Raw genomic sequence first — 19,345 nt, forward strand, 5'->3', positions numbered from 1 at the left:
CGCTCCCGCAACCAAACAGATAAGAGGATGCGCGCATGAAGCTGGATACACCGACCAGCGGAAGCGAGTTGACGGCGGAAGCCGTCGCCGTGCTGGAATCCGGGCACAAGGCCACGCCGCCCACCTTCGTGCGCGATCTGTTCGGACGTGTCCCGCCCGAGGACCTGGTTCCCTATTCGCCCCAGACCCTGGCGGCTCTCGCTGCGGAAGCCTTCGAGCATCTCAAGGCCTCGCGCACCGCCGACGGGGCGGATATCCGCCTCTTCGACTTCGAGATCGAGCGCGACGGCCGGCGCCAGGACGTGACGGTGCTCGAAATCGTCAACGACAACATGCCGTTCCTGCTCGATTCGACCCTCGCCGAGGTCGTGGACCAGGGCTATGAGCCGCTGCTCGTGGCCCATCCGATCCTGGCCGTGGAGCGGGATTCGGGAGGAGCCCTCGTGCGCCTCGTGGGCGAGGCCACGGCCGCCCTGCGCCTCGGGGTGAAGCGGGAAAGTTTCATCCACATCCACCTGCCCCGCATCGACGATGCCGAGACCCGCACCCGGTTGATCGAGACCATGCGTCTCGTCCACCGGGACGTGTCGGTGGCGGTGCACGACTGGCCGGGCATGCGCGCCCGGATCGCCGAGATCGTGCACAATTACCGCCTCAATCCTCCGCCTCTGCCGGAGGACGAGGTGAAGGAGGCCATCGCGTTCCTCGACTGGATCTCCCGGGACAACTTCACCTTCCTGGGGTTGCGCGAATACCGTCTGCCCTCCGGCGACACCGCGGCCGATCCGGTCGAAGGCTCGGGCCTCGGCCTGTTGCGCGATCCGTCCGTGCGCGTGCTGCGGCGCGGGCGCGAGCTGGTGGCCATGACGCCGGAAATCCGCGCCTTCCTGGCGCGCCCGCAGGCGCTGATCATCGCCAAGGCGAACGTGAAGTCCCGCGTCCACCGCCGCGCGCATCTCGATTACGTGGGCGTCAAGCTGTTCGACGACAGCGGACATCTGCGCGGCGAGTTGCGCATCGTCGGCCTGTTCACGGCAAGCGCCTACACCAACACGACCGGCGAGGTGCCCTACCTGCGCCTCAAGGTGGCGAAGGTCGTCGCCCGCGCCGGCTTCGATCCGGCGAGCTACGCGGGCCGCGCGCTCCTCAACGTGCTCGAGAGCTATCCGCGCGACGAGCTGTTCCAGATCGACGAGGACACGCTCTACCGCTTCGCCATCGACATCATGAACCTGTCGGAGCGTCCGCGGGTGCGGGCGCTCGCCCGCGTGGACGAGTTCGACCGCTTCGTGTCGGTGCTCGTCTTCGTGCCCAAGGACCGCTACGACACCCAGGCGCGCCAGCGCATCGGCCAGTTCCTGGCCGGCATCTACGAGGGCCGCGTCTCCGCGTCCTACCCGGATTATCCGGAAGGCCCGCTCGCGCGCACCCACTACATCATCGGACGCGACGAGGGCGGCACGCCGGACGTGCCGCGCGAGACCCTGGAGAAGGGCATCGCCGCCATCGTGCGCACCTGGAGCGACGCCCTGCGCGACGCGCTCGACGCCAGCGTCGGCGGAGCCCGGGCACGCGCGCTCGCGTCTCGGTACGGCGAGGCCTTCAGCGCCGCCTACCGCGAGGCCTTCGGGGCCGAACAGGCGATTGCCGACATCGCCCTCCTGGAGCAGCTCTCCGAGGCGCGTCCGCGCGCGGTCGATCTCTATCGCCGCGAAGGCGACGAGGAGACCCGCGTGAACCTGAAGGTGTTCTCGCTCAACGTGGCGCTGCCGCTCTCGGAGCGGGTGCCGCTCCTGGAGAATCTCGGCTTCCGCGTCGTCAACGAGAGAACCTACCGGGTCGCGTTCAGCGCCACGGACCGGGTGTGGCTGCACGACATGACCCTGGAGCGCGCCTCCGGCGGAGCGATCCGGATCGACGAGATCCAGGCCCCGATCGAAGCGGCCCTGCTCGCGCTGTTCCGCGGCCTTGCGGAATCGGACGGGTTCAACCGCCTCGTGCTGGAGGCAGGCCTCGGCTGGCGCGACGTCGCCATGGTGCGGGCGCTCGGCCGTTACCTGCGCCAGATCCAGGTCACCTACGCGCAGGACTACATCGCCGAGACGCTCGCCCGCCACGGGGGGATCGCGGCCGATCTCGTCCAGCTCTTCTATGCGCGCTTCGACCCGCGCCAGGATAAGGACCGGGCCGCCGCCGAGGCGGCGATCCGCGAGCGGATCGAGGAGAAGCTGAAAGAGGTCACGAGCCTCGACGACGACCGCATCCTGCGCCGCTTCGTGAACCTCATCGAGGCGGCCATCCGGACCAACTTCTTCCAGCTCGAGGACAACGGCCTGCCGCGCCAGACCATCGCGTTCAAGTTCGAATGCGCCAAGGTGGACGGTCTGCCGCTGCCCCGGCCGCTCTACGAGATCTTCGTCTATTCGCCCCGCGTCGAGGGCGTGCATCTGCGCTTCGGCAAGGTGGCGCGCGGCGGGCTGCGCTGGTCCGACCGGCCGCAGGATTTCCGCACCGAGGTGCTCGGTCTCGTCAAGGCGCAGCAGGTCAAGAACGCCGTGATCGTGCCGGTGGGCGCCAAAGGCGGCTTCGTGCCCAAGCACCTGCCGCCCGCGAGCGACCGGCAGGCCTGGCTGGCGGAGGGCACCGAGAGCTACCGCATCTTCGTGCGCACGCTCCTGCAGCTCACCGACAACATCGTCGGCGACAGCATCGTGCCGCCCGCCGACACCGTGCGCCACGACGGCGACGATTCGTACCTGGTGGTGGCCGCCGACAAGGGCACGGCCACCTTCTCGGACATCGCCAACGCGCTCTCCATCGAGAAGGGCCACTGGCTCGGCGACGCCTTCGCGTCCGGCGGCAGCCAGGGCTACGACCACAAGAAGATGGGCATCACGGCCCGCGGCGCCTGGGAGGCGGTGAAGCGCCACTTCCGCGAGATCGACGTGGACATCCAGACCACGCCCGTGACGGTGGCGGGCGTCGGCGACATGTCGGGCGACGTGTTCGGCAACGGCATGCTGCTGTCGCGGGCGCTCAAGCTCGTGGCGGCCTTCGACCACCGCGACATCTTCATCGATCCGAACCCGGATCCGGAGATCTCCTTCAACGAGCGCGAACGGCTTTTCGCTCTGCCCCGTTCGAGTTGGCAGGATTACGACAAGAGCCTGATCTCGGTCGGCGGCGGCGTATTTCCGCGCAATGCGAAATCCATCCCGCTCTCGGCCGAGATGCGCGCGCTGCTCGACATCGACAAGCCGCAGGCGACCCCCGCCGAGGTGATGAACGCGATCCTGAAAGCCCGTGTCGACCTGCTCTGGTTCGGCGGCATCGGCACCTATATCCGCGCGTCGTCCGAGACCGACGAGCAGGTGGGCGACCGCGCCAACGACGCGATCCGCATCACCGGTCCGGAGGTGCGCGCCAAAGTGATCGGCGAGGGCGCCAATCTCGGCGTCACCCAGCGCGGGCGCATCGAGGCGGCGCAGAGCGGCGTCCGCCTCAACACGGACGCCATCGACAACTCGGCGGGCGTCAACACCTCCGACGTGGAGGTGAACATCAAGGTCGCGCTCACCACGCCGGAGCGCGATGGGCGCCTGACGGTGGAGCAGCGCAACGAACTGCTCGCCGACATGACCGAGGACGTCTCGGGCCTCGTCCTGCGCAACAATTACCTGCAGACCCTGGCGATCTCGCTCTCCGAGCAACTCGGCGTCGCCGATCTCGGCTTCGCGCGCCGGCTCATGCACATGCTGGAGGCGCAGGGCCGTCTCAACCGGGCCGTCGAGTATCTGCCGGACGACAGCACGCTGACCGAGCGCGGCCGCCGCGGCGAGGCGCTGACCCGGCCGGAGCTCGCGGTGCTGCTCGCCTATGCCAAGCTCTCCCTGCACGACGAATTGCTGGAGAGCCCGGTGCCGGACGATCCGTATCTCGGCAAGGAGCTGGAGCGCTATTTCCCGGCCGAGATGCGCGAGCGCTTCCCGGACGCGATTGCCAGCCACCGCCTGCGCCGCGAGATCATCGCCACGCAGCTCGCCAACGCGATCATCAACCGGGGCGGTCCCACCATGGTGGCGCGCCTCGTCGACCAGACCGGCGCGGACGCGCCGACGATCGCGGCCGCCTATGCGGCGACCCGCGATTCCTTCGGCCTCACCGAGATGAACGTCGCCATCGACGCGCTCGACGGCGTCGTGCCGGGTCAGGCGCAGCTGCGCCTCTACGGCGAATTGCAGGACCTCCTGATGAACCGGATCGTCTGGTTCATCCGCAACGTGGACTTCGTCAACCACTCCCTCGACGAGATCATCGGCACCTACAGGGCCGGGATCGCCGAGGTGGAGCGCAGCCTCCAGGAGACGCTCTCGCCGGACGCCAGGGCCGTCTGGGAGGCGCGCACGAAGGAGCTGATGGATCAGGGCGCGCCGGAGGAGCTGGCACGGCGCATCGCGTCGCTGCCTGATCTGGTGGCCGCGCCCGACATCGTGCAGACCGCCCAGAAGACCGGCAAGCCCGTCAACGACATCGCCCGCACCCACTTCGCCCTCGAGGCGTCGTTCCGGCTCGGGGCGCTCATTGCGGCCGCCCAGGACATCGCGGTCAGCGACTACTTCGACCGTCTCGCCCTCGACCGTGCCGTCGACAGCATCGCCTATGCCCATCGCGGCCTGACCGCGGAGGTCGCCTCGCAGGACCTGTCCGGCGCCGAGGCGGTGCGGGCCTGGAGCGAGAAGCGCGGCGCCGACGTCAACCGCATCCGGAGCGCCGTCGACGGCATCGTGTCGTCGGGCCTCACCCTGTCGAAGATCACCGTGGCGGCCAGCCTCCTCGGCGATCTCGCGCGGATGAGCTAAGGCGGATGAGCTGAGACCGCAAACTCTTCCCACACGGAGGAGATGACGGTCGCCCAGTGCGACTTCTGCGTCATGGCCGGGCTTGTCCCGGCCATCCCACTGTCGGGTCAACCTTCTCCACGTCATGGCCGGCCTTGTGCCGGCCATCCCGATTGTCTTGAGCGCGGCGCTTCACAGTAGCGAGATCACCGGCACAAGGCCGGTGATGACGAGGAAGGGCAAGCTTTGACCTTCGTTCAGCAACCATCCGGAAACCCAAGCCCCGTGAGAGACCTCAACCCTGTCGCGCCCTCGCCGAAGGCCTCCCGGTCCGCGATCCTCGGCTGGCTCCTGTTCGACTGGGCCTGCCAGCCCTTCTTCACCCTCGTCACCACCTTCGTGTTCGCGCCCTATTTCGCCTCCGCGCTCGCGCCCGATCCGGTGACCGGGCAGAGCCTGTGGGGCTATGCGACGGCGGCGGCCGGGCTCGTGCTCGCCGTCCTGTCGCCGGTGCTCGGCTCCATCGCGGACGCGACCGGGCCGAAGAAGCCCTGGATCGCGTCCTGCGGCCTCGTGCTGTTCATCGCGTCCTTCGGCCTGTGGTACGCGGCGCCGGGACGGCCCTCGGGGATTGCGGTCGCGCTCGTCGGCTTCGCCTTCGGGACGGTGGCCGTCGAGGTGGCGGCGGTGTTCAACAACGCCATGATCCCGCATCTCGTGCCGCCGGAGCGCTACGGCCGCCTCTCGGGCACCGGCTGGGCGATGGGCTATCTGGGAGGCCTCGTGTCTCTCGTGATCGTGCTCGGCTTCCTGGCGGCCGATCCCGTGTCCATGAAGACGGTCTTCGGCCTCGATCCACTGTTCGGCCTCGATCCGGCCAGCCGCGAGGGCGACCGCATCACGGGCCCGTTCTCGGCCCTGTGGTTCCTCGTCTTCGTGCTGCCGCTCTTCCTGTTCACCCCCGACGTGCCGCGTTCCGGGATGCGCCTGAAGGAGGCGGCCCGCAAGGGTCTCGAGCAGGTGAGAAGCACCGTCGCCGATGCGCGCCGCCACGAGAGCGTCGGCCGCTTTCTCGTCGCCAACATGATCTACCAGGACGCCCTGGTGGCGCTCTTCGCCTTCGGGGGCATCTACGGGGCGGGCGTCTTCGGCTGGCAGGCGATCGAACTCGGCATCTTCGGCATCCTGCTCACCATCACGGGCACGCTCGGCGCCCTGGTCGGCGGGCGGCTCGACGACCGCATCGGGGCGAAGCCCGTGATCCTCGGGGCCATCCTCATCCTGGCCGTCGTCTGCCTCGGCGTGCTGTCGCTCGGGCGCGACCACGTCCTGTTCACGATCCCGACGGCGCCGCCCGCTCCGGACGACGGCCTCTACGGCTCCGCGCCCGAAAAGCTGTTCGTGGGGCTCGGCCTCGTCATCGGGGCCGTCGCGGGGCCGCTCCAGGCCTCGTCGCGCAGCCTGCTGGCGCGGCTCGTGCCGGCTCATGAGGCGGGCCGCTATTTCGGCCTGCTCGCCCTGTCCGGCAAGGTCACGTCGTTCCTCGCGCCGCTCGCGGTCGCCGTTGCGACGGCCGTGTTCCACACGCAGGCCGCGGGACCGGCGGTACTGATCCTGTTCCTGGTGGCGGGGTTCTGGCTTCTGAGCGGCGTGAAGCGCGTCTAAAGCATCGGACCCGAAAGTGGGCTTGCACTTTCGGGATCCACACGATGCGCTAGGTGCGGGTCACTCGAGCGTTACGGCCGTGCCGCTGACCGACACCATCATCATGCCCTCGTTCTTGCCGAGCGCGCCGTAATCGAGATGGACGCCGACGATCGCATGGGCGCCGAGGCGCTCGGCCTCCTCGATCATCTCCTGCAGGGCGGTGTCGCGCCCGTCGCGCAGGACGCGCTCGTAGGAGCCCGCGCGTCCGCCGACCACGTCGCGGATCGAGGCGAAGAAATCGCGGAACACGTTGGCGCCGAGGATCGCCTCGCCCGACACGATGCCGCGGTAGGACCCGATGCGGCGGCCTTCGATGGACGGCGTGGTGGTGATGATCATGAGCGTCTCCCTCTGCTCCGCTTCAGATGGGAAGGCAGGAGAGAAATGTCATCGTCCTCGGGACCGGCACCTCGTGTCGTCACCGGCCTTGTGCCGGCGATCCCGATCGGAAAGGTGCGGCGCTTCACAGCATCGGGATGGCCGGGACGAGCCCGGCCATGACGTGCGGGTGGCGGAGACGATCCGTGACGGACGGCGTCAGTGCCGGAAGTGCCGGTGGCCCGTGAACACCATGGCGAGGCCCGCCTCGTCGGCGGCCCTGATCACCTCGTCGTCGCGCATGGAGCCGCCGGGCTGGATCACCGCGGTGGCGCCGGCTTCCGCGGCCGCGAGCAGGCCGTCCGCGAAGGGGAAGAAGGCGTCGGACGCCACCACGGAGCCCCGGGCGAGGGTCTCGGGCAGGCCTGCTGCCTTCGCGGCCTCGGCGGCCTTCCAGGCGGCGATGCGGGAGGAATCGACCCGGCTCATCTGGCCGGCCCCGATGCCCACCGTCGCGAGATCCTTCGCGTACACGATGGCGTTCGACTTCACGTGCTTGGCGACCCGGAAGGCGAAGCGCAGGTCCTCCAGCTCCCGGTCCGTGGGGGCGCGCTTCGTCACCACCTTCAGGTCCATGGCGTCGACCACGGCGTTGTCCCGGTTCTGGGCCAGGAAGCCGCCCGCGACGGTGCGCAGGGTCAGGCCTTCCGCACGCGGATCGGGCAGGGCGCCGGCGAGCAGCAGGCGCAGGTTCTTCTTGGCCGCCACGATGGCGATCGCCTCCTCGCTCGCGTCGGGCGCGATGATCACCTCGGTGAAGACCTCGGTGATCGCCTTGGCGGCCTCCGCGTCGAGCGGCCGGTTCATGGCCACGATGCCCCCGAAGGCCGAGACCGGATCGCAGCGCAGGGCCTTCTCGTAGGCCTCGCGCAGGCTCGTGCCCTCGGCGACGCCGCACGGGTTGGCGTGCTTGACGATCACGATGGCGGCGGAGCGTTCGGGCGCGAACTCCGCCACGGCCTCGTAGGCCGCGTCCGTGTCGTTGATGTTGTTGTAGGAGAGCTGCTTGCCCTGCACCTGGCGGGCGGTGGCGACGCCCGGACGGCTCTCCGGGGTGCGGTAGAAGGCGGCGCTCTGGTGCGGGTTCTCGCCGTAGCGCATCACCTCGGCGATGGCGCCGCCGAGCGCCCGGACGGGCGGGGTCGCCTCGCCGAGCTCGCCGGCGAACCAGTTGGAGATCGCCGCGTCGTAGGCGGCCGTGCGCGCATAGGCCTTCTGGGCGAGTCGCCGGCGCAGGGCGAGCGTCACCGAGCCGTCATAAGCCGACAAGTCGTCGAGGACGGCGGCATAATCGGCGCCGTCGACCACCACGGCCACGTCGCCGTGGTTCTTGGCGGCCGCGCGGATCATGGCCGGGCCGCCGATGTCGATGTTCTCGATGCAGTCGTCGTAGGGCTTGCCGGCGGCCACCGTCGCCTCGAACGGGTAGAGGTTCACCACCAGGAGGTCGATGGGCTGGATGCCATGGGCGAGCATCGCGGCCTGGTGCTCGGGGTTCTCACGGATGCCGAGCAGGCCGCCATGGACGGCGGGATGCAGGGTCTTCACGCGCCCGTCCATCATCTCGGGAAAGCCCGTGAGCTCGCTCACGTCCTTGACGGGCAGGCCCGCGTCGCTCAGGGCCTTGTGCGTGCCGCCGGTGGACACCAGCTCGATGCCGCGCTCGGAGAGCGCGCGGGCGAAGTCCACGAGACCCGACTTGTCGGATACGGAAAGCAGAGCGCGGGAGACGCGCTTCAGGTCGCTCGGCATGGCGGCCGCTCCATTCAAGGGAAAAGATGCGGGCGCGATACCACGGCAGACTCTTCATGGGAACCTGCCGCGGCTGCAAGGGTTGGATGCCGGGCCGTTATGGCGGCTCTTCGCGCTGGTGCCATCCCTCGGGCACGACCCCGCGGCAGGCCCAGGCCACCGCCGCGAAGGAGCGCGGGCCGTCCGGCTCGCCGGCCTCGTAGGCGGCGCGCAGGGCCCGCTCGAGGGCCGACCGCATGGCGGCGTCGAGCCCGGTCACGTATTTCCCGAGCGGACCCTCGCCCTCGGCATAGGGCGTCCAGAAATCCTCGAAGCCGAGATAGTCCATGCGGATCATCAGCGGCACCTCGGCGACGTCGGCGAGGCCGGCCTTCGTCCACAGCGCCCGCATCTCGCCGGATCCCGTCAGCGGCTTGTAATAGCTCTCGCGCCTGTGGGCGGCCGCGGAAGGGTCGAGCGCCGCGGCCGTGTCCCAGAACATGCGCTGATAGGGCATGCCGCCGTAGCTGTCCCACACCGCCGCCGCCACGACCCCGCCGGGCTTCGTCACGCGGCTCATCTCGCGCAGGGCCTGCTCCGATTCCGGCACGAAATGGAGCACGAGCAGCGCCAAGGTCCGGTCGAACGTGCGATCCTCGAAGGGAAGCGCGCAGACGTCGCCGCGCGCGATGGTGATCCGCGGGTCGGTGTTGCGCGCCCGGGCGGCCTCCGCATAGGTGTCGGAGAAGTCGATCCCGTCGATGCGGGCGATCTCGGCCACCTGAGGGATGGTGAAGGTCAGGCTGCCCGTGCCGCACCCGACATCGAGCACGCGCTCGCCTGCGTCGAGCCCGGCGAAGTCGAGAAAGGGTTTCGCCAGCCTCCGGCTCCAGCGGCCCATGAGCTGGTCGTAGGCCTCGGCACTCTTCGCATGGAACTTGGACGACATGCTTCGCTCCCGGGCTCGTCGGGGACATCGAACGCAACGCCGCGCCATTCTAGCAGACCGGCAGGCGGCGGCGTCAGTGCTCCTTCGGAGAATGGCCGCTGCCACGGATCCGCATTTACCTCCTTTGACCATTTGCCCGCGCAAGCGGGCTCCCGCCATGCTGCCCGGCGAAACGCGCAACGCAGACGCGGAGGGCAGCCATGAGCGATCTCGACAAGGGCATCACGCGGGCCGGCGAAGGCTACCGGGGCACGGCGTGGAACATCCTGGGCCAGCGTTACGTCCCGAAGGCCTCTTGCGCCTCGACCTTCGCGTTCGAGACCAACAGCGAGCCGGGGCAATACGTGCCTGTCCACATCCATCCCGGACAGGACGAGTTCATCCTGATGCTGGAGGGCGAGCTCGACCTGAAGCTCGACGGGGTCTGGAGCAAGGCGCGGGCGGGCGACCTCGTGCGCATGCCCCGGGGCGTCCCGCACGGCTATTTCAACAAGTCGGACGCGCCGGCCCGCGCCCTGTTCTGGGTCTCGCCCGCGGGCCGGCTGGAGGCCCTGTTCGACGCCCTGCACGACCAGACCGACATCCCGCGCGTGCTGGAGCTCTCCGCTGCGCACGAAGTCGATTTCCTGCCGCCGGAGGCCAACGAGTAACAGATCAGATCAGCTCGGGGGCCTGATCCGGGGGCTCGCCCGGGCTGAAGGTGCGGGCGAGGCGCTCGAAGCGCCAGCGCACGGTGGGCGTCTCGGCCGGACGGACCGTGAGCACGATCTGCTCCGTGCGCCGCATGCCCTCGGCGGTGGCCAGGAACACGCTGTCCTCGAGCTCCGCCTCGACCGGCGCGGCCGAGAACTGCCAGGCCTCGCGGTTGGGCAGGACCAGCATCACCACCCGGCCGCCCTGCGCGCGGCTCGCCCGGATGCCGGGCGCCAGATGGAAGCGGATGACGGCCTGCACGGTTCCGGCCCGGCCGCCGTCGCTGAAGAAGCTGTCCTCGCCCTCCAGCACGTTGCCCTTGGGGGCGAGCTGCCAGCGGCGCTCGTGGGTGATGCCGAAGCGGGCCTTGTACCCGTCATGGCTGGCGCTCAGCAGCTGGACGTGCTCGCGCTCGCTGCGCTCCGCCCGCACGTGCTCCGGCCCGCTGATGACCACCGGGCCCATGCGGCGCAGGACCCAGGCGGAGATCCGGCGCTGCAGCCAGTTGCCTTTCTTGTCGACGATCTGGCAGGACGACACGTCGTCGATGGACGCGGTGGAATGGGCCACCGTGGAGCGCGCGGCCTGGATGATCGCCGGGCCGGCGATGGTGGGCGTGCCGCAATTGACCACGATGCGCTGGACGGCGCTCGAGAACTCGAACGACAGGCAGCCGGCCGCCGCATCCTGGGACAGGGGCCGCGGCGGCGGCGCGCCCACGTCGGCCACGAGGAGCGAGCGCCCGGCCTCCAGGCGCTCGTAGCCGGAATGGGGCGCGTGATGGATCGGCTGGCTGCGCATGTCGTCGTAGGTGAGCAGCGTCGCCAGGTGATCGGCGGCGGTCACGCCCATGCCGTTGAAGTGGGACAGGGTGCCGTCCCCGTGCCGGAACAGGCGCACCATCGGCAGCATGCGGTCGACGGCATGGAGCAGCGCGTCCGGCGTATCGACCTCGCGGCTGGCGAACATCTGGCGCAGGGGCAGGAGATCGAAGAGCAGATCGACCATGATGCGCGGGTTGCGGCTCACATGCCCGCCGTCGGCCAGGATCTGGCGTTCGAGCTCGCGGGCGAGCAGGCGGCTCGCGCGCCTCAGGTTCCGGTCGAGGCCTTCGCAGCACAGGCCTGCATAGCAGAGCGCGATGCCGGCCATGAGCTGCTGGAACGGCAGGGCGCCGGACCGGACCTGGCGCTCCAGGGTGCGGACATGCTGGCCGATGATCTTGAGGAAGCGCTGGTAGAAGGCGTGATCGGCGCCCTCCAGGATCAAGGGCGACTGGCTGATGAAGGACATGAGCCGGCGCGCGGTGATCTCCGGGCTGCACGCGATGCGCCGGTCGCCCAGCTTCGAGGTGACGAACTCGTCCACCAGGGAACGGGCATTGGCCTGGGCGAGCGCCGTGCCGGCCGCCCGCAGGTGCCGCAGCCAGCCGAAGCCGTAGAGAGCCTCGGCCCAGGCGCGGCTCGGCGGCGTGAACGCGAAGGGCGAGCGCCCACTCGTCGTGATGGCGCGGCCGGAAAAGACGAAGAAGCCGGAATAGATGTCGGTCGCGATGGTGGGATCCGCCGTGCGCAGGTCCTGCGGGGCGAAGAGCAGGCGCGTGGGCATCGGCGCGCTGGAGAGCCTGGACAGGCTCCAGACCGTGCTTTCGCGCATGGCGCGGCCTGCCTCGCGAGCGGCAAGCCTGTACACACGCCAGCGATCCGGCCCGAAATCCACCCGTGGCGCTCCTCTCATGCTGCTTGAATCCCAGTCAACTTAGGCGAGGAGTTCCTGCTGACTGGTTAACAACCGGTAAGAGATCGTTCACCCTGTTCACGAACCCTTGTGCACAAACCGTGCGACAAAGAAGCCGTCGAGGCCGCTGCGGTCGTGCTCGGACAGGGCCAGCTGGCTCGGCAGGGTGCGCAGGTCGCCCGCGGGCGTGAGGCATTCGGTCAGGCCCCCGATCTCGTCCGGCGCGACGGGGTTGCGGGTGAAGTCCGGGTGGCGGGCCAGAAAGCCTTCCGCCTGCCGCTCGCCTTCCTCGGCTTCGAGCGAGCAGGTGCAGTAGACCAGCCGACCGCCCGGCTTCAGGAGCGCCGCCGCCTTGTCGAGCAGGCGGCTCTGGAGCCCCGCGAGCTTGCGGATGTCCTCCTCGCTCTTGGTCCAGGCCACGTCCGGGTGGCGCCGGATGGTGCCGGTGGCCGAGCAGGGGGCATCGAGCAGGACGGCGTCGAAGGGACCTGCCGTGAGCTTTTCCGCGTCGATGGCCCGGGTGTCCGCCGTCAGATGCAGGCGGGCGAGGTTCTCCTCGAGGCGCTGAAGGCGCTTGGCCGAACGGTCGACCGCCAGCACCTCGGCTCCGGCGGCGGCCAATTGCGCGGTCTTGCCTCCGGGCGCCGCGCAGAGATCCACGACGCGCTCGCCGGCCTTGGCCTGGAGCAGGCGGGCCGGCAGGGCGGCGGCGGCATCCTGCACCCACCATTCACCGGCCTCGAAGCCGGGAAGCTCGCGGATGGCCGTGCGCTCTTTGAGTCGGATGCTGCCGGTGGGCAGGAGCACGCCGCCGAGGCGCTCGGCCCAGGCTTGCGGGTCGCCTTTCACGGTCAGGTCCACGGAGGCCAGCGACCGGTGCGCCTGCGCGATCCGGGTGGCGAGCGGCTCGCCGTATTGCGCGATCCAGCGCTCCTCGAGCCAGGTCGGCGTGTCGAGCCAGGGATCGTCCTGGGCGAGGATCTGCTCGCGCTCGCGGGCGACGCGGCGCAGGACCGCGTTGATGAAGCCGCCCGCGTGATGGAGCTTGGGGTCGCTCTGGGCGATCTCGACCGCGCTGTCGACGGCGGCATGGTCGGGCACGTCGAGGAAGAGGATCTGCGCCGCCCCGACGGCGAGAAGATGCATCAGGCGCTCGTCCTTGGGCGGCTTGTTGAGCCGTTCGCGCAGGGCGTGGCCGAGCGTCCCGAGGCGCCGGAAGGTCACGATCGCGATGGCGCGGGCGAGCGCCTCGTCGCGGGGCGAGAGCTTGTCTGCACGGAGAAGCTCCTCCATCACGTCGTCGAGCGGCACGCGCCGCTTCAGGGTCTCCGTCACCGCCTGCCAGGCGAGGCGGCGCGGTCCGAGGCCCGCCTGTTCGTCCGATTGAGTCAAAATGCTATCCCCAAGGCAATCTAGCCCCATGGCCCCCGGCGGGTGCCGGTCGAGCCTGTGCTTGAACCCCCGAGGGATCCCCAGGGGCTCGATGAACTCTGCGCGACGAAGCCGGGCTGCGCCGATGCGCCCATCTCCTGGGCCAAAGCCTGCAGGGCCGCAATCCGGTTTTCCGTCGCGGGATGGGTCGAGAACAGGTTGTCCACGCCCTGACCCGAAAGCGGGTTGATGATGAACAGCGAGGCGGTCGCGGGACGCCGCTCCGCGTCCGGGTTGGGAATGTGCGCCACCCCGCCCGCGATGCGCGCCAGCGCCGAGGCGAGCGCCAGCGGCTGGCCGCAGATCTGCGCGCCCATCCGGTCGGCGTCGTATTCCCGCGAGCGGCTGATCGCCATCTGGATGATCATGGCGGCGATCGGGGCAAGCAGCGCGGTGGCGAGCATCACGATGGGGTTCGGCCGCTCGTCGCCCCGGCCGCCGAAGAGAAAGCCGAACTGCGCCAGGGTCGCGATGGCCCCCGCGACGGTCGCGCTCACCGTCATGATGAGCGTGTCGCGGTTCCTGATATGGGCGAGCTCGTGCGCCATCACGCCCGCCACCTCGTCATGGGACAGCATGTGCAGGAGCCCCGTGGTGGCGGCCACCGCGGCATTCTCCGGGTTGCGCCCGGTCGCGAAGGCGTTGGGCTGCGGGTTGTCGATGAGATAGACCCGCGGCATGGGAAGGCCGGCGCGCTGAGCGAGGTCGCGCACCATGTGGACGAGCTCGGGCGCCGTGCGCTCGTCCACCTCGACCGCGTGGTGGGCCGCGAGCGCCAGCCGGTCCGAGTTCCAGTAGGCGAACAGGTTGGTCGCGAGGCCGAGGCCAAGGGCGATCATCATGCCGGTCCCGCCGCCGAGAAAATAGCCGACGACGCCGAACAGGGCCATCAGGCCCGCCAGCAGCATTCCGGTCTTGACGGTGTTCATCGGGGTCTCCACCTCGTGGTCAACGACATCGCATCCGCTGACCCCTATGTGGGAACGGTCCAGCTCTCTCCCAAGAGGAGCGGGATTCTGGCATAAGGCCCCTCATGATCACGAACGACAATACTCCCCCGATCGTCCCCATCGAGGGCGCGGCCCCCGGCAAGACCCTTTCTCCCGCCGCCCGGCGGGCCCTGGAGGAAGCCGCGCAGCGGCGCCTCGACATCGACGCCCGCGCGGCCGAGATCGCCAAGCAGAAGGAGCTCCAGGGCCGCGGCGGCCTCGAGCCCGTCCGCTACGAGGATTGGGAGGTGAAGGGCTTGGCGAGCGATTTTTGAGGCATCTCCTCCCGGCTCCACAAGGAGGCGGTTCCGGGCGCCTGCCTTTACTCCCGCGGTGCATGCACATATCGTATGCGCATGTGATTTCCGAAGGTGCCGCCATGTCCAAGCCCCTTGGAGCCGCCAGGGACCGCCGCCCGACCAACGTCACCCTTCCGGTCGAGCTCGTGGCCGAGGCGAAGGCTCTCAACATCAACGTATCCCAGGCCTGCGAAAGCGGATTGGCCCGCTCAGTGGCGCAGGCCCGGCAGGCTCGCTGGCTCGCGGACAACAGGGATGCCATCGAGGCCTATAACCGGATGGTCGAGCGGGACGAACTGCCTTTGGACCAGTTCCGGCAGTTCTGATGGGCCAGTTCGACGTCTATGCCGGCATCGGCCGGTCGAACCGGCTCGTGGTCGATCTGCAATCCGACATCCTGGACCCACTCGCCACCCGCATCGTCGCGCCCCTGTTCCAGCGCGACGAAGCTCCGATCCTCACCGACCTGACCCCGCAGGTCCGCCTCGAAGGGCAGGATCTCGTCGTGATGATCCCGCTTCTGGCCTCCGTTCCCGTCCGCGAGCTGCAGCGCCCCGTGGGCTCCATCGCGTCCGACCAGGACGCCGTCAAGCGGGCGCTCGATGTTCTGTTCCTGGGCTTCTGACCGCGCCGGGACAAAGGAAGCGAAAAAAGTTCTCGCCCCATGTCACATCGGGCATCATCGTCTCGTCTTAGCATCGTCAGCAACACGACAGACGAAGGACCAAGACGATGAAAGCCCGGTTGATCCCCTACGACGTCGCTCCCGGCGCCCTGAAGCCGATGATCGAGCTGGAAAAGACCCTCAAGAACAGCGGCCTGGAGCACGGCCTGATCGAGCTGGTGAAGACCCGCGCCTCGCAGATCAACGGCTGCGCCTACTGCATCCACATGCACACCAAGGATGCCCGCTCGGCCGGCGAGACCGAGGAGCGGCTCTACCTTCTGAACGCCTGGCGCGAATCCCCCCTCTACAGCGAGCGTGAGCGCGCCGCGCTCGCCTGGACCGAGGCCCTGACGCTCGTGGCCGAGACCCATGCGCCCGACGAGGATTACGAGGAGCTGAGCCGGCACTTCACCCCGGCCGAGCAGGTCAACCTGACCCTGCTGATCGGCGCCATCAACGCCTGGAACCGCCTGGCCATCGGGTTCCGGTCCGTCCATCCGGTCGAGGCGAAAAGTGCGGCCGCCTGACGGCACCGCGGCGGATCAGTTCCAGCCCCTCAGGCCGGGGCTGGTCCGCCTCGCCTACCGCATGCTCGGCTCGATCGCGGAAGCCGAGGACGTGGTGCAGGAGGCCTATATCCGCTGGCACCAGGCGGACCGCTCGTCCGTGCGCGAGCCCGGGGCCTTCCTGTCGAAGACGGTGACGCGCCTGTGCCTCGACATCCTCAAGTCGGCCCGGGTGAAGCGCGAGACCTATATCGGGCCCTGGCTGCCCGAGCCGGTCCTGGACCAGGACCAGGAGGACGCCATGAGCGAGGATCTGTCGCTCACTCTCATGATGGCCCTGGAGCGGCTTTCGCCCCTGGAGCGCGCGGCCTTCCTCCTGCACGACGTGTTCGGGCTCGGCTTCGACGAGGTCTCCGCCACCCTCGACCGGGATCCCGCGGCCTGCCGCCAGCTCGCCGCACGGGCGCGCAAGAACGTGCGCGCCGACCGGCCGCGCTACGCCATCGACCGGGAGGAGGGCGAGCGCATGACCGATGCGTTCTTCGCCGCCTCGCGCAGCGGCGACGTGACCGCGTTGCGCACCCTCCTGGCGGAGAACGTGGTGGCCTATACGGATGGCGGCGGCATCCGCAATGCGGCCCTCAACCCGCTCTTCGGCCTGCGCCGGGTGGCGGGTCTGTTCCTGGGCATCGCGCGCAAGACCGGGGGCGGACGGCCGCCGATCCTCTACAGGGGGCTGATCAACGGATTGCCCGGCATCGTCACCCTCGAGCCGGACGGCCTGGTCCAGACCACGACCCTCGACATCGAGGACGGCCGTATCGTCGGGGTCTACATCGTGCGAAACCCGGAAAAGCTAGGACACCTGTCCGGCCTGGCGAGCTGAACCTCGAGGGCATGCGGGCCCGGCGAAAGCCCCGGTTGTCCGCACGCCGCCCTCCCGCTACCCTGCCGGCCAAAGGGGAAGGCTCATGGCTGGGGCGGGCGAGACGGCGCGATTGGGGATGTTCCGGGATCTGTTGGGCGACGCGCACCGCGCGCTCGACCTCCCGTTCGGGTTCGAATTGTGGGACGGCTCCACGATTCCCGCCGACCTGCCGTCCTACGCCATGCGGCTCGTCATCCGGCGCGAGAGCGTGGTCGCGGCCCTGATGCGCCGGCCCAATCTCGACACGGCGCTCAACGCCTATGTGGCCGGGCTCCTCGACCTCAAGAACGGCACGATCTTCGACCTCGCCGCCCAGCGCCCGCAGAAGGTGGGACGGCGCCTGAAGGCCGTGAGCAAGCTGAAGGCTCTGAAGGTCGCCTATCACTTCCTGCGCGCGCCCGCCGACATGCCGCGCCCGCTCGACCGTGTCGAAGACAAGCCGGATGCCCGTGACGGCAAGCCTCAGACCAACAAGCGCAACGTTGCCTACCATTACGACGTGTCGAACGCGTTCTACCGGCTCTTCCTCGACCCGGAGATGGTCTATACCTGCGCGTATTTCCAGCCGGACTGGCACGACGACCTCGCCCGCGCGCAGCGGGACAAGCTCGACATGATCTGCCGCAAGCTGCGGCTCAGACCCGGCGAGCGCCTGCTCGACATCGGCTGCGGCTGGGGCGCACTCATCTGCCACGCGGCGCAGCATTACGGCGTCAAGGCCACCGGCGTGACGCTCGCCGAGGAGCAGGCGGCGCTGGCCAGGGAGAAGATCGCCCGGCTCGGCCTGCAGGACCGGGTCGAGGTTCTGCTGCAGGATTTCACGCAGATCGAGGGTGAGTTCGACAAGATTTCCTCCATCGGCATGTTCGAGCAGGTGGGGATCGCCAACTATCCCGGCTATTTCAGCGCCGTGCATCGGCTGCTGCGCCCGCGCGGGCTCTATCTGCATCACACCATCGCCCGGCGCGCCAAGCGCAGCGACAAGGCGTTCCAAAAGCTCAAGCCCGAATACAAGGCGCTGACCCGCTACATCTTCCCCGGCGGAGAGCTCGATCACCTGGGCATGTCGATCGCCAATCTCGAACGCTACGGCTTCGAGGTGCACGATGTGGAAGCCTGGCGCGAGCATTACCAGCGCACCACGCGCCTGTGGTGGGACAGCCTGGCCGCCCGCCGCCAGGAGGCCGAGGCTCTCGTCGGGCCGGAGAAGACCCGCATGTGGCTGCTCTATCTCGCCGGCTGCTCGCTCGCCTTCGAACGCGCGGCCGTGGGCGTGAACCAGACGCTCGCCTCCAAGCGCACCCGCGGGCCGTCGGGCCTGCCGTCGAGCCGGGCGGATCTGTATCAGCCGCTGTAGTCGGACCCCCTTCCCGTCATGGCCGGGCTTGTCCCGGCCATCCCGATCGTTTGAAGCGTGGCGCTCTTCATCATCGGGATCACCGGCACAAGGCCGGTGATGACGTGGAGGCTCGGGAATGTCACTACGGCACCACCACCACCCGGGTGCCGACGCTCACCTGGTCGTAGAGATCGACGATGTCCTCGTTGAGCATGCGGATGCACCCGTAGGACGCGTAGGTGCCGATGGAGCCCGGGCGGTTGGTGCCGTGGATGGCGTATTCGTCGAGATCGAGGGTGAGCGCCCTGGCCCCCATGGGGTTGTTGGGCGCCCCGCCGGGGATCACGTCGGGCAGGCGGGGATTGTCGCGCTTGACCTCGTCCGGCGGCGACCAGGCCGGGCGGACGTATTTGCCGTCGATCCGGGCCTCGCCGAACCATTGCTTGCCGGGCTTGCCCACCGCCACCCGGTAGCGCAGGGCCGTGCCGTCGCCGCGCACGTAATAGAGCTTCCGCTCGGCCGTCCGGATCACGACGGTTCCGGGCGAGACCCGCCCCTCGAAGGGCACGACCTCGCGGGCGGAGGCGGCCGTGGCCGTCACGGTGAGGCCGGCCAGGGCGGCGATGGCGAAGGCGGCGCGGATGCTCATGTCTCGAACCCTCCCGGGAAACCGTGAGGGTGAGACGCGAAAGATAAGGCTAAGGTTCCCGCGCGGTCCGCCGGAGCCTGCTCAGATCCCCCCGCTCAGATCACCGGGTCCCAGGCCAGCATGCGCTCGCGCGAATCGTGCGATCCCGGGTGCGGATGGCGGCTCGTCATGCGGGCGTGCAGCCGCTTCACAATGCGGCTCGCCGTGGTGAGGCACAGGAAGGGCAGGACCGCATGGACCAGGGCCGCGAGGCCGGCCATGAGCAGGGGGCCGGCGAAGCTGAGCGCGACGGCCATGTGCTCGAAATAGCTCTCGCCGACGGAGTCCGGATGTTCGGTGAACAGGCGCTTCAGGGACATGGCATGGACTCCGGACGGGCTCCTGGATGAACGAGCCAGAAGCCTACGCCCGGACCGGAGGGAGCTCAACGGCCTTGCTGCCGCCAAGCTGTGCGCTCCGTCACGCGGCGAACATCGGACGAGCCATGGCCCAAACTCATGGCCG

The 19,345-nt window shown here is 69.2% G+C and carries 17 protein-coding genes; 9 read left to right on the forward strand and 8 right to left on the reverse strand.

Annotation, left to right across the window (positions count from 1 at the left end; all coding sequences use genetic code 11):
- Nucleotides 1-35 precede the first annotated feature (35 nt).
- A complete protein-coding gene (locus HPT29_RS01830) occupies nucleotides 36-4,859 on the forward strand; it encodes an NAD-glutamate dehydrogenase (RefSeq protein WP_173949070.1) in 4,824 nt (1,607 codons plus the stop codon).
- A gap of 264 nt (nucleotides 4,860-5,123) precedes the next feature.
- Nucleotides 5,124-6,503: an MFS transporter gene (locus HPT29_RS01835; protein WP_173949069.1), complete on the forward strand. Its 1,380-nt coding sequence runs from the start codon at nucleotides 5,124-5,126 to the stop codon at nucleotides 6,501-6,503.
- Nucleotides 6,504-6,563: 60 nt separating this feature from the next.
- Here HPT29_RS01835 and HPT29_RS01840 read toward each other — a convergent pair whose 3' ends face one another.
- The 3 genes from HPT29_RS01840 to HPT29_RS01850 form a co-directional block, all read right to left on the reverse strand.
- Nucleotides 6,564-6,884: a heavy metal-binding domain-containing protein gene (locus HPT29_RS01840; protein ID WP_173949068.1), complete on the reverse strand. Its 321-nt coding sequence runs from the start codon at nucleotides 6,882-6,884 to the stop codon at nucleotides 6,564-6,566.
- A gap of 198 nt (nucleotides 6,885-7,082) precedes the next feature.
- Nucleotides 7,083-8,675, reverse strand: a complete 1,593-nt coding sequence (gene purH, locus HPT29_RS01845) for a bifunctional phosphoribosylaminoimidazolecarboxamide formyltransferase/IMP cyclohydrolase (RefSeq protein WP_173949067.1) — start codon at nucleotides 8,673-8,675, stop codon at nucleotides 7,083-7,085.
- A 97-nt stretch (nucleotides 8,676-8,772) separates the two neighbouring features.
- Nucleotides 8,773-9,603, reverse strand: coding sequence for a class I SAM-dependent methyltransferase (locus HPT29_RS01850; protein WP_173949066.1), 831 nt, complete (start codon nucleotides 9,601-9,603; stop codon nucleotides 8,773-8,775).
- Nucleotides 9,604-9,803: 200 nt separating this feature from the next.
- Between HPT29_RS01850 and HPT29_RS01855 the strand changes: the two genes are divergently transcribed.
- The gene (locus tag HPT29_RS01855) at nucleotides 9,804-10,253 is read left to right on the forward strand and encodes a cupin domain-containing protein (RefSeq protein WP_173949065.1); all 450 of its coding nucleotides are present in this window, start codon (nucleotides 9,804-9,806) and stop codon (nucleotides 10,251-10,253) included.
- A gap of 4 nt (nucleotides 10,254-10,257) precedes the next feature.
- Here HPT29_RS01855 and HPT29_RS01860 read toward each other — a convergent pair whose 3' ends face one another.
- The 3 genes from HPT29_RS01860 to htpX all read right to left on the reverse strand — a co-directional run bounded on the left by HPT29_RS01860 (nucleotide 10,258) and on the right by htpX (nucleotide 14,393).
- Nucleotides 10,258-12,033 carry a heparinase II/III family protein gene (locus tag HPT29_RS01860; RefSeq protein ID WP_210272249.1) on the reverse strand — a complete coding sequence of 592 codons (1,776 nt, stop codon included), beginning with the start codon at nucleotides 12,031-12,033 and terminating at the stop codon, nucleotides 10,258-10,260.
- A 78-nt stretch (nucleotides 12,034-12,111) separates the two neighbouring features.
- Nucleotides 12,112-13,455: an RsmB/NOP family class I SAM-dependent RNA methyltransferase gene (locus HPT29_RS01865; protein WP_173949064.1), complete on the reverse strand. Its 1,344-nt coding sequence runs from the start codon at nucleotides 13,453-13,455 to the stop codon at nucleotides 12,112-12,114.
- Complete coding sequence (gene htpX, locus HPT29_RS01870; protein ID WP_173949063.1) at nucleotides 13,446-14,393, reverse strand: zinc metalloprotease HtpX; 948 nt, start codon at nucleotides 14,391-14,393, stop codon at nucleotides 13,446-13,448. Before htpX ends, HPT29_RS01865 begins: the two co-directional genes overlap by 10 nt.
- Nucleotides 14,394-14,497: 104 nt before the next feature.
- Between htpX and HPT29_RS01875 the strand changes: the two genes are divergently transcribed.
- The 6 genes from HPT29_RS01875 (at nucleotide 14,498) to HPT29_RS01900 (ending at nucleotide 18,210) form a co-directional block, all read left to right on the forward strand.
- Nucleotides 14,498-14,728 (forward strand): DUF1674 domain-containing protein, encoded by a 231-nt coding sequence (locus HPT29_RS01875; protein ID WP_173949062.1) that lies wholly within the window; start codon nucleotides 14,498-14,500, stop codon nucleotides 14,726-14,728.
- Between the two features lie 104 nt (nucleotides 14,729-14,832).
- Nucleotides 14,833-15,078 carry a type II toxin-antitoxin system CcdA family antitoxin gene (locus HPT29_RS01880; protein ID WP_173949061.1) on the forward strand — a complete coding sequence of 82 codons (246 nt, stop codon included), beginning with the start codon at nucleotides 14,833-14,835 and terminating at the stop codon, nucleotides 15,076-15,078.
- Entirely contained in the window at nucleotides 15,078-15,377 is a 300-nt protein-coding gene (locus HPT29_RS01885) for a CcdB family protein (RefSeq protein WP_173949060.1), read from the forward strand. Before HPT29_RS01880 ends, HPT29_RS01885 begins: the two co-directional genes overlap by 1 nt.
- A gap of 107 nt (nucleotides 15,378-15,484) precedes the next feature.
- Nucleotides 15,485-15,946 carry a carboxymuconolactone decarboxylase family protein gene (locus HPT29_RS01890; protein ID WP_173949059.1) on the forward strand — a complete coding sequence of 154 codons (462 nt, stop codon included), beginning with the start codon at nucleotides 15,485-15,487 and terminating at the stop codon, nucleotides 15,944-15,946.
- Complete coding sequence (locus tag HPT29_RS01895; RefSeq protein ID WP_173949058.1) at nucleotides 15,933-16,811, forward strand: sigma-70 family RNA polymerase sigma factor; 879 nt, start codon at nucleotides 15,933-15,935, stop codon at nucleotides 16,809-16,811. The genes HPT29_RS01890 and HPT29_RS01895 overlap by 14 nt, the downstream gene beginning before the upstream one ends.
- Before the next feature lie 85 nt (nucleotides 16,812-16,896).
- Nucleotides 16,897-18,210, forward strand: a complete 1,314-nt coding sequence (locus tag HPT29_RS01900) for a class I SAM-dependent methyltransferase (RefSeq protein ID WP_173949057.1) — start codon at nucleotides 16,897-16,899, stop codon at nucleotides 18,208-18,210.
- Nucleotides 18,211-18,334: 124 nt separating this feature from the next.
- Here the strand turns inward: HPT29_RS01900 and HPT29_RS01905 are convergent, their stop codons facing one another.
- Both HPT29_RS01905 and HPT29_RS01910 read right to left on the reverse strand, forming a co-directional pair.
- Nucleotides 18,335-18,841 (reverse strand): L,D-transpeptidase, encoded by a 507-nt coding sequence (locus HPT29_RS01905; RefSeq protein ID WP_173949056.1) that lies wholly within the window; start codon nucleotides 18,839-18,841, stop codon nucleotides 18,335-18,337.
- A 95-nt stretch (nucleotides 18,842-18,936) separates the two neighbouring features.
- Nucleotides 18,937-19,200 (reverse strand): DUF6356 family protein, encoded by a 264-nt coding sequence (locus HPT29_RS01910; protein ID WP_173949055.1) that lies wholly within the window; start codon nucleotides 19,198-19,200, stop codon nucleotides 18,937-18,939.
- Nucleotides 19,201-19,345 lie beyond the last annotated feature (145 nt).

It is taken from the genome of Microvirga terrae (assembly GCF_013307435.2).
In the GTDB taxonomy this organism is placed as follows: domain Bacteria; phylum Pseudomonadota; class Alphaproteobacteria; order Rhizobiales; family Beijerinckiaceae; genus Microvirga; species Microvirga terrae.

Coding starts and splice junctions, on each gene's coding strand:
- HPT29_RS01830 (WP_173949070.1), top strand. CDS start 36: ATGAAGCTGGATACACCGACCAGCGGAAGCGAGTTGACGGCGGAAGCC.
- HPT29_RS01840 (WP_173949068.1), bottom strand. CDS start 6,884: ATGATCATCACCACCACGCCGTCCATCGAAGGCCGCCGCATCGGGTCC.
- purH (WP_173949067.1), bottom strand. CDS start 8,675: ATGCCGAGCGACCTGAAGCGCGTCTCCCGCGCTCTGCTTTCCGTATCC.
- HPT29_RS01850 (WP_173949066.1), bottom strand. CDS start 9,603: ATGTCGTCCAAGTTCCATGCGAAGAGTGCCGAGGCCTACGACCAGCTC.
- HPT29_RS01855 (WP_173949065.1), top strand. CDS start 9,804: ATGAGCGATCTCGACAAGGGCATCACGCGGGCCGGCGAAGGCTACCGG.
- HPT29_RS01860 (WP_210272249.1), bottom strand. CDS start 12,033: ATGAGAGGAGCGCCACGGGTGGATTTCGGGCCGGATCGCTGGCGTGTG.
- HPT29_RS01865 (WP_173949064.1), bottom strand. CDS start 13,455: ATGGGGCTAGATTGCCTTGGGGATAGCATTTTGACTCAATCGGACGAA.
- htpX (WP_173949063.1), bottom strand. CDS start 14,393: ATGAACACCGTCAAGACCGGAATGCTGCTGGCGGGCCTGATGGCCCTG.
- HPT29_RS01875 (WP_173949062.1), top strand. CDS start 14,498: ATGATCACGAACGACAATACTCCCCCGATCGTCCCCATCGAGGGCGCG.
- HPT29_RS01880 (WP_173949061.1), top strand. CDS start 14,833: ATGTCCAAGCCCCTTGGAGCCGCCAGGGACCGCCGCCCGACCAACGTC.
- HPT29_RS01885 (WP_173949060.1), top strand. CDS start 15,078: ATGGGCCAGTTCGACGTCTATGCCGGCATCGGCCGGTCGAACCGGCTC.
- HPT29_RS01890 (WP_173949059.1), top strand. CDS start 15,485: ATGAAAGCCCGGTTGATCCCCTACGACGTCGCTCCCGGCGCCCTGAAG.
- HPT29_RS01900 (WP_173949057.1), top strand. CDS start 16,897: ATGGCTGGGGCGGGCGAGACGGCGCGATTGGGGATGTTCCGGGATCTG.
- HPT29_RS01905 (WP_173949056.1), bottom strand. CDS start 18,841: ATGAGCATCCGCGCCGCCTTCGCCATCGCCGCCCTGGCCGGCCTCACC.
- HPT29_RS01910 (WP_173949055.1), bottom strand. CDS start 19,200: ATGTCCCTGAAGCGCCTGTTCACCGAACATCCGGACTCCGTCGGCGAG.